This window comes from Bacillus sp. TE9106W (assembly GCF_054062215.1).
This window is the reverse complement of record NZ_JBSSFA010000017.1, coordinates 66,572-81,698: the sequence shown is the minus strand read 5'-3', so window position 1 is coordinate 81,698 and position 15,127 is coordinate 66,572. Positions and strand designations below refer to the sequence as shown.

The 15,127-nt window shown below is 36.7% G+C and carries 7 protein-coding genes; 2 read left to right on the top strand and 5 right to left on the bottom strand.

Annotated elements, in window-relative coordinates; all coding sequences use genetic code 11:
- Positions 1–106: 106 nt before the first annotated feature.
- From ACVWY7_RS23695 to ACVWY7_RS23685, 3 genes are all read right to left on the bottom strand, one after another.
- Complete coding sequence (locus ACVWY7_RS23695) at positions 107–733, bottom strand: 3D domain-containing protein (protein WP_000920101.1); 627 nt, start codon at positions 731–733, stop codon at positions 107–109.
- Positions 734–819: 86 nt separating this feature from the next.
- Entirely contained in the window at positions 820–1,137 is a 318-nt protein-coding gene (locus ACVWY7_RS23690; RefSeq protein WP_000027007.1) for a YuiB family protein, read from the bottom strand.
- On the bottom strand, positions 1,134–1,640 hold the full coding sequence (locus ACVWY7_RS23685) for an NUDIX hydrolase (RefSeq protein WP_000415298.1): 507 nt from the start codon (positions 1,638–1,640) through the stop codon (positions 1,134–1,136). The genes ACVWY7_RS23690 and ACVWY7_RS23685 overlap by 4 nt, the downstream gene beginning before the upstream one ends.
- Before the next feature lie 164 nt (positions 1,641–1,804).
- Here ACVWY7_RS23685 and ACVWY7_RS23680 point away from each other — a divergent pair, with 164 nt between their 5' ends.
- Entirely contained in the window at positions 1,805–2,056 is a 252-nt protein-coding gene (locus ACVWY7_RS23680) for a hypothetical protein (protein ID WP_000831500.1), read from the top strand.
- A gap of 25 nt (positions 2,057–2,081) precedes the next feature.
- Here the strand turns inward: ACVWY7_RS23680 and ACVWY7_RS23675 are convergent, their stop codons facing one another.
- Positions 2,082–3,290 (bottom strand): NAD(P)/FAD-dependent oxidoreductase, encoded by a 1,209-nt coding sequence (locus ACVWY7_RS23675; RefSeq protein ID WP_000856616.1) that lies wholly within the window; start codon positions 3,288–3,290, stop codon positions 2,082–2,084.
- A gap of 462 nt (positions 3,291–3,752) precedes the next feature.
- Here ACVWY7_RS23675 and ACVWY7_RS23670 point away from each other — a divergent pair, with 462 nt between their 5' ends.
- Entirely contained in the window at positions 3,753–4,742 is a 990-nt protein-coding gene (locus ACVWY7_RS23670) for an NAD(P)/FAD-dependent oxidoreductase (protein ID WP_000829779.1), read from the top strand.
- 118 nt (positions 4,743–4,860) lie between these two features.
- On the opposite strand, the gene ACVWY7_RS23665 is transcribed toward ACVWY7_RS23670, so the two are convergent.
- A complete protein-coding gene (locus ACVWY7_RS23665; RefSeq protein ID WP_456524001.1) occupies positions 4,861–14,961 on the bottom strand; it encodes an isopeptide-forming domain-containing fimbrial protein in 10,101 nt (3,366 codons plus the stop codon).
- Positions 14,962–15,127 lie beyond the last annotated feature (166 nt).

The following is a 15,127-nucleotide window of genomic DNA, read 5'->3' as shown; positions in this document are numbered from 1 at the left end:
AACTTTATTTTCGATAAAATGCGACAATTCTAACTTCTGTTACATTCTATCTAGTCCCTATTTCCTCCAATATAAAATAAAAAAGTCTAGCGTAATTACCACTAGACTATCTTTGTTTTAAATATTGTCCGCGAAACACTTGCATCGTTTCATCTTGGTTTAACATCGTTAACTCTTCTTCTGAAAACTTACCATTTCCTATCTTAACTACATATACATTTACTTTTTTCTTACCCCATTGGCTATAAACATCTTTCACCGTATCATAGTACAAATCAAGACGGTTTCCTTTTATTGCACCGCCCTTATCAGCTACTACACCATACCCATAACCTGGTACGAATAAGATTGTTCCAATTGGGAATACGCGTAAGTCCGCTGCGATTGTGGAATATAAATCCCTTTTCGCCTTAACACCTGAATATGTAATACCATACTCCGGATGTCCCGGCCTCTTACCAGTTGACTCAATTCCCGACGTATAACCTGTTGCTGTCATTTCAATTGAACGATATTTAGACCAGTCGTTTGCCTGCTCTAAAGCATTTATCACTTCTTTACTCGGAGCAACATTTCTCTTAACTTCTGCTGCATGTACTTCTTTTGCACTCGTTCCCTCATACTTCTTTACAATCTCTAATAAAGAAACTCCTGTGAAAGCATTCCATGTTACGCATAATGCAATTGCAAGTAAACAAGTCATCATAATGCGAATACAATATCGTTTTAACATTTTTATATTCCACACTCCTTCATCGTTAATCATTCCCTATACGATGAAGGAATATGCAAAAAAATAATCTCCAATTGCATTGGAGATTAAAACATTTGATATCCGCTTTTCCGAAGTTTCTTAATTACGATTCCCGCTAAAGCAGCACCTACCAATCCAGTAGATAAAATAAACACATCTGCTTGTCCTAAATGCGATACACTTGTCCCAAATGAAGAAAATGTTTCTTTTGGCTTTGAAAAATAATCCCACACACTTGCCTTATTAATAATAAGTATACAAACAATTGGATACACAATAACCATTACCCATGTCGCTCGCAATATCATATTGAGTAAAAATCCAATTCCAAAAAACAAAATAAAAAATAACATCATTGAAATAAGTAGTACCGGTATACTCACTCTTTCTCCCTCTCCTTCGTATGCGCCGTAAATACGTGATAGGCCGTATAACCAAACTGCTCTCCTGGATTTAATGTTTTGTCCATTTCAAGATGTAATTCTGATTTTCTTTCTAACAAATATGTAATAAGCACAGACGTATTTGGATCGTCCGCAATCGTATCTGGATGTAGAAACGCTACTTCAGACAATTCCTTCTCCTGTACAATAATGTTTTCCCCTTCAGGTTCCAAAAGGAAAATAATCATATTATCACTAATCTCATTGTGAATTACGCCCGATCGAACACCAATGATCCCCTTCACATGAGCGACAATACCTGTCTCTTCTAACACTTCGCGTTTCACAGCTTCATCAATCGTCTCACCTTCATTTACAAAACCAGCCGGTAAAGACCATTTCCCCTTTAATCCACTGTATTTCTTCTTAACGAACAGCCACCTTCCATCTTTTGTAGCTACTAGGCCACTGACAGCTAACCACACTTTCCCTCGTTTCTCCATGATGTCATACCCTCCTCCACTAGAACGGACAGAATATTCTTTCTTTTTTGTATATTATACTATATTTTCAAATATGCTGTTACTTTTCCTTTCGAATGCACTATGATAAATTCCATATTTTTGATATATTGTTAATAAAAAACGTAAATAGGGGGACATATACTATGAAGAGAACAAAACATTGGCTTCTTGAATCGGCATTTTCTTTTTCTGGAAAAGCAATTATTCTTTATCTCATTTCATATACTTCCTTCTTAATTGGTATGATTTTCGGATTAAGACATTGGACTCGCCCACTTTCCGATCCAACAATATTTCAAAAAAGTATTACTCCCATCTGTCTTACGATTTTTTGCATCTTTCTATTACTGTATAGAAAGCGTGTACTATACGAAAAAAGCAGAAACAGCTCTTAGCCGTTTCTGCTTTTTCTACTATATATTAAAAGAACTTTAATTTACCTTTTTTAAGAACTAATAAAGGTCCACCTAATAAGAATAGGTAACGGTTATCGATAACTTTCTTCATGAAAGAAGCTTTCCAACCTGTTAACTTTTTGCCCATAACAACGCCCATTGCATCGTCATGACCTAAAGAACATACAGATCCTTTATTATCAAATACGAATTTCTTCATTTCGCCTTTACCACGAACTAACACAGTTAAATTGTGTGCAATGTTGTAACCTTGTTGAATTGCGATTTGTGCTGTTGGTGGATATGGACGGTTAATTTCTTCGTTAATGATTAACGCTGCGTCACCAACCATGAATACATCTTCGTATCCTGGAGCGTGCATGTACTCATCAACTTTTACACGTCCGCGCATTGCTTCAAAGCCAGACTCTTCCACAATACCATTACCACGAACACCTGCAGCCCAAACTACTGTTTCAGACTTAATTAATTCAGTATCATCACCGTTTGCAACGATAATGCCTTCTTCAGTTGCTTCTTTAATTGCTGTACCGATGCGGAATTCTACACCTTTTTTCTCAAGTTGTTTTACAGCATATTCTACTAATGCTGGATCGAAACCTGGAAGTGCTGTTGGAGCAGCTTCTACACAGATGATACGTGCTTTTTCACGTGGTACATTGTACTCTTTGCAAAGTTCAGGAACACGGTTTGCAAGCTCACCTACGTACTCGATACCAGTAAATCCAGCACCACCAACAACGATTGTTACTAACTCATCGCGCTTTTCAGTTGCATATTTAGCGAAACTAGCTTCCATATGCTCACGAATTTGACGAGTTGCATTAATGTTAGCGATTGAGAATGCATGCTCTTTTAGTCCTGTAATTCCGAACGTTTCTGATTCGAAACCAAGACCGATTACTAAGTAGTCATACTCTAACTCGCCATCTTTTAAGATAATACGTTTTTCAGCAGCTTTAATTTCTACTACTGTGTCTTGTACAAAGTTCACTTTATTTGTATCAATAACGTCTTGAATATCTAGACAGATTTTTTCATCTTGTAATGTACCAGCTGCGCTCTCATGTAACCAAGTCGCTTGGTAGTGATAGCTGTTGTTGTTTACTAACGTAATTTCAGCTTCATTTACAGATAATGCTTTTTGCAGACGAACAGTCGTAATCATCCCGCCATAACCTGCACCTAAAACTACGATTTTTGGAGTCTTCACCAAATCACAACCCTTTTCTTTATATAATAGTAATAAAAAATAATACCAAGTACCAAAAAACTCTATTTGTCAAGAATGTGGAATTTATCACATTCTATATCATAACAAAATGCAGTCAAAAAATCGTACGAATTTTGTCATAGAAATTTAACATAATACTTCCCTATATTAGTCGGTTTTATTCCAGAATTCAAGCGTCTGGAGAATTATCAATATTTTAAAATAACATAGCGTTTTCAAGGGTTTTTCAGCCTTTTTTTCATGTATTTTCCTTTCTCCATATTTTATACAATTAAAAAGTGTCTATGCGAAAACTTACACACAATTCAGTCGTTTTCAGAAGTATTATGAACTGAAATATGCTATCATTTATTTGAAAGTATCATCATTTGCAGGATTTTCGTGTACATATGAACAATATATGAAATCAATATCAAAATTCCATCTATAGGGGGAATGAAAGTGGCAGAAAATCAAAAAGTTTACGACATAACGATTATTGGTGGTGGTCCAACAGGACTATTCACAGCATTTTATGGCGGTATGAGACAAGCAAGTGTAAAAATTATTGAAAGCTTACCTCAGCTTGGAGGACAATTATCCGCACTCTACCCTGAAAAATACATTTATGATGTAGCTGGATTCCCGAAAGTGCGTGCACAAGAGTTAGTTGATAACTTAAAAGAGCAAATGAAGAAATTTGATCCAACCGTTTGTTTAGAAGAAGCTGTTGATACGCTTGAGAAACAAGCTGACGGTATATTTAAACTTGTTACAAATAAGCAAACTCACTATTCTAAATCAGTCATTATTACTGCTGGTAACGGTGCTTTCCAACCACGCCGCTTAGAATTAGAAGGGACAGCAAAGTACGAAAAGAAAAATTTACATTATTTCGTTGATGATATGAATAAATTTGCTGGTAAGCGCGTCGTAGTATTTGGCGGCGGCGATTCAGCTGTTGATTGGACAATGATGTTAGAGCCAATCGCTGACAAGGTTACAATCGTTCATCGCCGTGATAAATTCCGTGCGCATGAACATAGCGTAGAAAGCTTAATGAACTCTCGTGCAGAAGTAAGCACACCGTACGTCCCAGTAGAACTCATTGGTGATGACAAAATTGAACAAGTCGTTCTTCAGCATGTAAAAACGGAAGAAAAAATTATCATCGATGTTGATGACGTAATCGTAAACTACGGCTTCGTTTCTTCCCTTGGCCCAATTAAAAACTGGGGCTTAGATATACAAAAAAACAGCATTCTCGTGAACTCGAAAATGGAAACAAATATTCCTGGCATTTACGCTGCTGGTGACATTTGTACATATGAAGGAAAAGTAAAACTCATTGCTTGCGGCTTTGGTGAAGCACCAACCGCAGTAAACAATGCGAAAGCTTACTTCGATCCAAACGCAAAACTTCAACCGATGCACAGCTCTAGTATGTTTTAATATACAAAAATAAAGCTCCTTCCACGCATGGAAGGAGCTTTTCCTTTTATATCAGAAAACGAAAGCACAATGAATCCGATACAAAATCGAACTCATTGTGCTTTTCATCTAAAAAGAATTATTGTTTTCTTCTTCTACCTAATACAAATAATACTCCGCCAACTAAGAATGAAATTCCCGCACCAACTGAGACCATCCACGGAGACGCTGCCCCTGTTTTCGGTAATTCTCTCTCTACTTTTACTTGCGGCTCTTTAATTAATTTTTCCAATCTTACTTCCGGTTTCTCCAGCTTTACTTCTGGTTTTACTTCTGGTTTTACTTCTGGTTTTACTTCTGGTTCTTTTGGATCTTCCGGTTTCACTTCTGGTTCTTTTGGATCCTCCGGTTTCACCTCTGGTTCTTTCGGATCTTCCGGTTTCACCTCTGGTTCTTTCGGATCTTCCGGTTTCACTTCTGGTTCTTTCGGATCTTCCGGCTTCACTTCTGGTTCTTTCGGATCTTCCGGTTTCACCTCTGGTTCTTTCGGATCTTCCGGTTTTACCTCTGGTTCTTTCGGATCTTCCGGTTTCACTTCTGGTTCTTTTGGATCTTCCGGTTTCACTTCTGGTTCTTTTGAATCCTCCGGTTTCACCTCTGGTTCTTTCGGATCTTCCGGTTTCACTTCTGGTTCTTTCGGATCTTCCGGTTTCACTTCTGGTTCTTTCGGATCTTCCGGTTTCACTTCTGGTTCTTTCGGATCTTCCGGTTTCACTTCTGGTTCTTTCGGATCTTCCGGTTTCACTTCTGGCTCTTTCGGCTTAATTGAGACTGTTGGTTCAAGCGGTTGATTTATTCCGTCATCAACAATTGCTCTATTTACAATTTCTTCACCGGCTTTTTCTTTTACTTTCACTTTAAAAGTAATGTTTCTTTCTTTTGTATCTATAATATTTTCGTACTTCGCAGTTAACTTTCCATTCTCTACTTTTACTTCTATTGCCCCTTTGGCTTTGACACTATCTTTCACATACTCTAAGCCATCTGGTAATTGATCTTCAATTTTAACCTCTGCTACTTTTCCGTTTTCTACCGTATTTTTAAAGCTAATTCGGTATTCTACTTCTTCTCCTAGCTTCGGTTCTTTATTACTTACTGCCTTCGTTGCTTTTAACTTACCATCTTTATATTCTGGCTTTATTGTCGCTGTCGGTTCTATAACTGGATGGTTCGGATCGTCCACATGAATAATCGCTTTATTTGTTATTTCCCCTCCAACTTTTACTGTTTCTTTTACCTTCGCTTTAAAGATGATACTTCTTTCTTTCGTATCCGTAATTTCTGGATACTTCGTTGTTACTTTTCCATTCTCTACTTTAAGCTCTGTTGGTACAGGCTTATCACCTACAGCCTCCAGGCTATCTTTCACATATTCTAAACCGGCTGGAATTTCATCTTCAATTTTCACATCAACTAACTTCCCGCCATCTACTGTGCCATTAAAAGTAATTCGATATTCGATTTCTTCTCCTAGCTTCGGTTCATGATTACTTACTTCTTTCCTTGCCTCTAGTTTCCCATCTTTATATTGCGGTGTAATTGGTATAAGTGACTCAACTGGCGGAGTCGTCGGATTATTATCATCGACAATCGCCTTGTTTATAATCCCTTTTCCTACTTGTACCGTTTCTTGTACTTTCACTTTAAAGATGATGCTTCTTTTTTTCATATCCGTAATTTCTGGATACTTTGCTGTTACTTTTCCATTCTCAACTTTAAGTTCTACTGGATTTGGTTCCGGCCCATCAGACTTTATACTATCTTGTACGTATTCTAAACCGGCTGGAATTTCATCTTCTACCTTTACCTCAGTTAGCCTTCCGTTCTCTACCGTATTTTCAAAGCTAATTCGATATTCTACTTCTTCTCCTAACTTCGGTTCCTGATTGCTTACTGTTTTTTCTGCTTGTAATGCACCATCTTTATATTGAGGCTGAATAGCAATATTCGGTTGCTCTGGTGGATTTATTGTATCTTCCACAACCGCCGTATTCACAATTTCCTCGCCTACTTTAGCTTTTTCTTTCACTTTTACTTTAAAGATAATACTTCTTTCTTTCGTATCCACAATTTCTGGATACTCTGCAAGGACGATTCCGTTTTTCACTTTCACATGCAACGGTTTCGGATTCTCTCCCTCGGCTCTTTCACTACCTTCTACAAACTCTAAGCCCGTTGGTAATTCATCCTTAATCTTCACCTTCGCTACTTTTCCATGCTCTACTACGTTACGGAAAGTAATTCGATACTCTACTTCTTCTCCTAATTTTGGAGCTGGATTATTTACTGTTTTCTCAGCTTTTAGTTTTCCATCCTTATACTCCGGCGTAATAATCGCTTCTGGTTTTTGCGGAGGATTCTTTGGATTATGATCATCCACAATTGCCTTGTTCACAATTGTCTTACCGACCTTTACTGCTTCCGTTACTTTCACCTTAAAGCTAATACTACGCTCCGCTGTATCAGTGATATTCTCATACTTCGCTGTAATTTTTCCAGCTTCTTCTTTTAACTCTACTGGATTTGGTTCATTACCTTCTGCTTTTAAACTATCCTTCACACACTCTAAGCCAGCTGGTAATTGATCCTCAATTTTCAGCTCTGCTAGTTTTCCGTTTTCTACCGTATTTTTAAAGCTAATTCGGTATTCTACTTCTTCTCCTAGCTTCGGATCTTTTTTACTTACATTTTTATCAGCTTTAACTTTACCTTCTTTATACTGCGGTGTAATCTCTACTTCTGGTCGCTCTGGTGGATTTTTTGTATCATCCACAATTGCTCTATTTACAATTGCCTTATCCACTTCAGCTGTATCTTTCACCTTCACTTTAAAGATAATACTTCTTTCTTTCGTGTCAGTAATATTTTCATACTTCGCGGTAACCTTACCCGCTTCTTCTTTCAACTCTACTGGCGCTGGTTTATCCCCTTCTGCTTTTAGACTATCCTTCACGTATTCTAAACCAGACGGAATTTCATCTTCTATCTTCACCTCTGCCAGCTTTCCATCTTTCACCGTATTACTAAATGAAATGCGGTATTCGATTTCTTCTCCTAGCTTCGGTTTATCATTATTTACCTTTTTATGAGCAATAATTTTACCGTCTTTATATTGCGGTGTAATTTTAGCTGTCGGTTCAATTATAGGGTGATTTGGATCATCCACATGAATAATTGCTTTATTTGTAATAGCCTTTCCTATTGTAACTGATTCTTTCACCTTTACTTTAAAGACAATACTTCTTTCTTCCGTATCCATAATCTCTGCATACGTTGCAATTACCTTACCATTTTCTACCTTCAACTCCACAGGTTTTGGCTCTGCACCTTCTGCCTTTTCGCTTCCTTGTACAAACTCTAAGCCAGCTGGAATTTCATCTTCTATCTTCACCTCTGCTAGCTTTCCATCCTTCACCGTATTATTAAAAATAATTCGATATTCGATTTCCTCACCTAGTTTCGGTTCATGATTACTTACTTCTTTTCTTGCCTCAATTTTCCCATCTTTATATTGCGGTGTAATCGGTACATAAGGCTCTTCTGGTACATTCTTTGTATCATCCACAATCGCCTCATTTACGATTTCTTCTCCCGCTTTTACACTTTCTTTTACCTTTGCTTTAAAGACAATGCTTCTTTCCTCTGTATCTGTAATTGCTGGATACTTTGCCATTACCTTATTATTTTTAACCTGTAGTTCTACTGGTTTCGGTTTAGAACCTTCTACCGTGATACTGCCTTCTACATACTCTAAACCTTTTGGTAATGTATCCTTTATGTTTACCTCTGCTAGTTTCCCGTTTTCTACCGTGTTTTTAAAACGAATTCGGTATTCTACTTCTTCTCCTAGTTTTGGCTTATGATTATTCGCCACTTTCTCCGCAATAATCTTACCGTCTTTATATTGCGGTGTAATTTCCACATAAGGTTTTTCTGGCTCATGTGTTGTATCTACTACGATTGCTTTATTAACGATTTCCTTGCCTATTTCTGCTTCTTCTTTTACTTTCGCTTTAAAGACAATACTTCTTTCTTTTGTATCTGTAATTACTGGATACTTTGCCATTACCTTGCCGTTTTCAAATTTCAGTTCTACCGGACTTGGTTTAGAACCTTCTGCTTGTAAACTGTTCTCCACATACTCTAGTCCAGCTGGAATTTCATCTTCTACTTTAACCTCTACTAGTTTTCCGTTTTCTACCGTATTTTTAAAGTTAATTCGGTATTCTACTTCTTCTCCTAATTTCGGCTTCTTATTATTTACAAATTTCTCAGCTTTCAGCTTACCGTCTTTATATTCTGGGGTAATCGTTACTTCTGAAGTCGTTGGATCTTTTGTGTCATCAACAACTACTTTATTGACAATTCCTTCTCCAACTTTGAAATCTTCTTTTACTTTCGCCTTAAAGACGATACTTCTTTCTTCTATATCCGTAATCTCTGGATATTTGGCGATTACCTTTCCGTCTTTTACTTGCAGTTCTACCGGCTCTGGCTTAGATCCTTCTGCTTTCACACTGTCTTTCACATACTCTAAGCCATTTGGTAAATTATCTTCTATTCTCACCTCTGCTAGTTTTCCGTTCTCTACCGTATTTTTAAAGCTAATTCGGTATTCTACTTCTTCTCCTAACTTCGGCGATGGATTATTTACTACTTTTTTCGCTTCAAGTTTTCCATCTTTATGCTGCGGAGTAATTTCTGCCGTCGGTGTTTCTGGCTCTTTTTTCGTATCATCAATAATTGCTTTATTGACGATTTTCCCACCAATTTTCACTTCATCTTTTACTTTCACTTTAAAGGTGATACTTCTCTCTTTTGTATCCGTAATCTCTGGATACTTCGCCATTATCTTACCATTTTCAAATTTCAGTTCTACTGAATCTGTTCCGGCACCTTCTGCTTTCAAACTGTTTTCTACATACTCTAAACCTTCTGGTAAAGTATCTTCTATTTTTACCTCTGCTAGTTTTCCGTTTTCTACCGTATTTTTAAAGCTAATTCGGTATTCTACTTCTTCTCCTAACTTCGGTAATAGATTATTTACTACTTTTTTCGCTTCAAGTTTTCCGTCTTTATGCTGCGGAATAATTTCTGCTTTCGGTGTCTCTGGCGGATGTTTCGTATCGCTCACAATTGCTTCATTGACAATTGTATCGCTCACGTTACCTTTTACTTTCACTTTAAAAGTGATACTTCTCTCTTTTGTATCCGTAATCTCTGGATACTTCACCATTACCTTACCGTTTTCAAATTTCAATTCCACCGGATCCGGCTTAGAACCTTCCGCTTGTAAACTACCTTTCACATACTCTAATCCATTTGGTAAATCATCTTCTATTATTACCTCTGCTAGCTTTCCATGCTCTACCGTATTCTTAAAGCTAATTCGGTATTCTACTTCTTCTTCTAACTTCGGTGATCGATTATTTACAACCTTTTCCGCTTCAATTTTCCCATCTTTATACTGAGGAGTAATTTCTGCTTTTGGGTTAATTGGATCATGTTTCGTATCATCAACAATTGCTTTATTGACGATTTTTCCACCGACTTTTACTTCTTCTTTTACTTTTACTTTAAAAGTAATACTTCTTTCTTCTATATCCGTAATCTCTGGATACTTCGCCAGTACCTTCCCATTTTCCATTTTCAACTCTACTGGATTTGGTCCGGCACCTTCTGCTTTCAAACTATTTTCTACATACTCTACACCTTCTGGTAAAGTATCTTCTATTTTCACCTCTGCTAGTTTTCCGTTCTCTACCGTATTTTTAAAGCTAATTCGGTATTCTACTTCTTCTCCTAACTTCGGTGTTTCATTATTTACGCTTTTCTTTGCTTTAATTTTTCCGTCCTTGTGTAATGGCGTAATTTTTGCTTCTGGCTTTTTCGAATCTTTCGTATCATCAACAATTGCCTGATTGACGATTTCCTTGCCTACTTCCGCTTCTTCTTTCACCTTTACTTTAAAGACGATACTTCTTTCTTTCGTATCTGTAATATTTTCGTATTCAGCGATAACTTTTCCATCTTTCACATGTAACTTTACTGGAGCTGGTTTATCGCCTTCCGCCTTTTCACTACCTTTTACATACTCTAAACCGTTAGGGATTGTATCCTCTATTTTTACCTTTTCTAGTTTTCCGTTTTCTACCGTATTCTTAAAGCTAATTCGGTATTCCACTTCTTCTCCTAGTTTTGGTGATGGATTATCTACTATCTTAGCCGCATTAATTATCCCATCTTTATGTTGTGGGGTAATTCTTTCTTCCGGCTCAATTGGTTGATGTTTCGTATCATCAACAATTGCTTTATTCACAATTTCTTTACCTACTTCTACTTCTTCTTTCACCTTTACTTTAAAGACGATACTTCTTTCTTTCGTATCCGTAATATCGATATACTTAGCTTTAACTACCCCAGCTTCAACTGTTAATTCTACTGGACTCGGCGCTTCCCCTTCAGCCTTAATACTATTTTCTACATATTCAAGACCTTTTGGAATTGTATCTTCTACTCGTACCTCTGCTAGTTTTCCGTTCTCTACCATATTATGAAAACTAATGCGGTACTCAATTTCTTCTCCTAGCTTTGGTTTCTTATTATTAACTACCTTTGTAGCAGCAATTTCCCCTTTTTTACTTTGCGGTGTAATAACAACATCCGATTCAACAGGCTTATTTTTCGGATCTTTTGCAATTGCTTTATTTACAATTGCCTCCCCTACTTTTGCCGAATCTTTTACTTTTACTTTAAAAACAATATTTCTTTTTTCCGTATCCGTAATTTCTGGATATTTTGCAATGATTTTACCATCTTCCATTTTTAGTTCTACTGGCTCTGGTTTGATGCCTTCAGCTTTCAAACTATCTTTTACGTATTCAACATCTTTAGGTAATGTATCTTCTACCAGTACATTTTCTAGTTTTCCGTTTTCTACCGTATTATGAAATGTAATGCGGTACTCCACTTCTTCTCCTAGTTTTGGTGTTTGATTCGTTACACTTTTATCTACATCTACTTTACCGTCTTTATAATCTGGCGTAACCTTTTCTTCTGGATGCTCCGACTGTCCATTTGGCTCACTCACAACCGCTTTATTAACAATCGTTTCTCCTACTTTTGCCTCTTCTTTTACTTTCACTTTAAAAATGATGCTTCGCTCTTTTGTATCCGTAATCTCTGGATATTTTGCGATTACCTTACCATTCTCTACTTTTAACTCTACTGGACTTGGTCCAGCGCCTTCAGCTCTCTCACTGCCTTGAACAAATTCCAAGTTAGCTGGAATTTCATCTTCTATTGTAACGGCCTCTAGTTTTCCGTTTTCTACCGTATTGTTGAAACTAATTTGATATTCAAATTCTTCTCCTAGCTTCGGATGCTTATTTGTTGCTTTTTTCTTTGCATCAATCTTGCCAGCCTTATGCTGCGGTGTAATCTTTTCTTCTATATTCTTTGGAGAAGTTGTCTTATCACTTACAGTCGCTTTGTTAGTAATTTCTTTACCAATTTCCGCATTTTCTTTTACCTTTGTTTTAAAGACGATACTTCTTTCTTCCATATCCGTAATTGCTGGATACTTTGCAATGATTTTTCCATTTTCAAATTTCAGTTCTACTGGCTCTGGTTTTTCACCTTCTGCTTTCAAACTATCTTTCACAAACTCAAGACTACTTGGTAATTCGTCTTCAATTGTCAATACGTCTAGACATCCATCTTTTACTTTATTTTTAAATGTAATACGATACTCTACCTCATCACCTAACTTCGGTGATTTATTAGAAGCTATTTTTCTCGCTTCTATTTCTCCAGGAACCTCTTTTGGAATCGTAATCGTAACATTTGCATCGTCTTCACTCTCATACTTTATCTCGGCACTATCTTGTCCCTTTACAGCAACGACATTTTTTACTGTTGTATCTGATTTTATAGATTCTTTCACTTTCACCTTAAATGTAAGAATGGCACTTTCACCAGGCTTTAAAACCCCACCGTCTTTAGCATCTGCCCCTTCACCAATACGGAAATCAATTTGATTATTTACAAACTCTGCTTCATCATCGCTTGCATCATCTGTTTTTTGTCCTGTATTGCTACCAGTAACATATTGAATTGATCCTGGGACATACTCTAAGCGATCATCTAATTTATCAAAGCCTTTTACATTAGATACCGGCGCTTGATTGTTCTTCGTATCATTTTTCACTTCAATTTTGTACGTAATCTCTTCGCCAGCTTTAACTTCCTTAATTTCTTTTCCGGCACTATCTAACGCCTTTTTATCAACTTGTAAGTTTGGCGCATTATGTTCTGTGACGAATGTGGCGTTGTTTAATACGTAAATATCACCATAGCCACTATTTGCCCTAAAACGCATTTTTGCTTCTTTTAAATCACTTTTTACTTGTTTTGGTCCCTCAAGATGATACGTATGAATATCTGTACTAAATGAATTTGTCCAATCTGGGTTATATCCCGGATATTTTTTCGTAACAAACTCGTTAGTACCGTCTACCTGTACTTCTGTCATAGACGAGTCATTCACATCATTTTCTTTACCGTTAATATTTTTTAACTTTTGATATCCTAATCCAAAGTCATATTCTCCATAATCCCAAGCATATCCATCATTTTCAGCAGGATCTCCTTGTGAAGAGAAATAACTAAATTTCGCCTTAAAAGCACCTTCTTTCGGTGTGTTTATTTTGTTAACACTAATATTTGCCCAAGCTGTACTTTTTTGAACAACTAAACCTTCCCAAATTTTCATATCTTTTACTGTTTCTTTATAGTTTTCATAAACTAATATAAGATTCCAGTTGCCCCAGTAGTAGCCATTACCTTTGTCACCTGTCATTTGAGGCACATTCGCAACTGTCACCGTTTGAGAAATACCTTGTTCCATAATTACATTTGTTACGTCAGCATATGCAACATAACCATCACCATTAACACCAGTAGAGTAATCTGAGATATAAGATATAGCTTTTGCTTTTCGTATACTATCAGCACTTACTTCAGTATATTCTTTATTTCCCATTTTCATCTTAACTGGCTGCCTTACATCTTCATCGCTAACTACATTCTCTTTAGCATAAAGTGGTGTACCCATTGCTGCTGTCCAAAATAGGTAGGCCTTTTTCACTTTACTTCCAGCAGGGATTTGTGGAAATGCACCTGTTGATGAGTTAAAGTTGCCATCAACCTTATCGACATTAACAGTATATTTATCCGTCCTATACCCCAGGCTTTGTCTACCATATCGAGTCTTCTCATCAACTAGGCCAAGCGTCGTATTACCCGTCTGCACTAAATCACCAGCAGTAATTACGGAATACAACGGATCTCCAAATCCTTGCTTATCTCCTACCTGAATTTGAACCTTTGAAGCATTCTCTGACGCAGCTTGTACTTCTGCATCACTCTGCTTTGCTACCTCTTTTTCTGGCTGTTTCTCAGCTTCAGTTACTGGTTGCTTTACCAGTTCTGTGTTGGATGTAGGTTTATTTGTATCTTCTACAGATACTTTTAGCTTTTCATCAACTTTTTTAGTTGTATTATTAACAGATGGGACTACTGATTTCTTACTACTGTCAGCCTCATCATCAGCAGTAGCTTCTACCTTGTCTTCAGAAGGAATCCCTTCCACATCAAAGGACATGCTCCCTATTTGTACTTGATCTTTTTGTACACTAATCTTTTGTTTGTATTCTTTATTAAAATGCTGCGTGCGACTAGCTTTTATTAACACAGTCATTTTTTCGTGTGATTTTAAATCTCGAATTTTAAGATTAGAAGAAAGAAGCTTTCCTCCCTTATCTTTTTCCTCTACATAGAAATCCGCTACTTTATTTTCAGGTAACTTCTCTCCGTTTACTTTCATAGATTGCGAGAGGAACGTAATTTCATTTTCATTATTTTGTTTAAGTACCAATTCTTGAATTGGTGTATCTCCCGTATTTTCAATCGTATATTGAAATACGTGCTCCCTCTCAGCTACTTCTCCCCTATATATTTCAGCATTTACTTGCTCTGCCTTAATTCTCACATCATTTCCTTGTAACTCATCCCAGTTCTTCTTATGTATCTCTGCAAAAGCACTAGGTGAAGGCAAGGTGATGGATAGGAGAAGTGCGATTATTGTTACGACATTAAAACACTTCAACGATTTCTTCATATCTTGTACCTTTCTCCTTCCTATATATTTGCTATCCGTCTACTTATAGACGAAAACATAACAATATATATCCACTCGCAACAATCCGTCCTATGAAAATCTATCATTGAAATCTTTATTTCAACAATACAAATCTCATAAAATATTACTATTTTAATTTATCAAA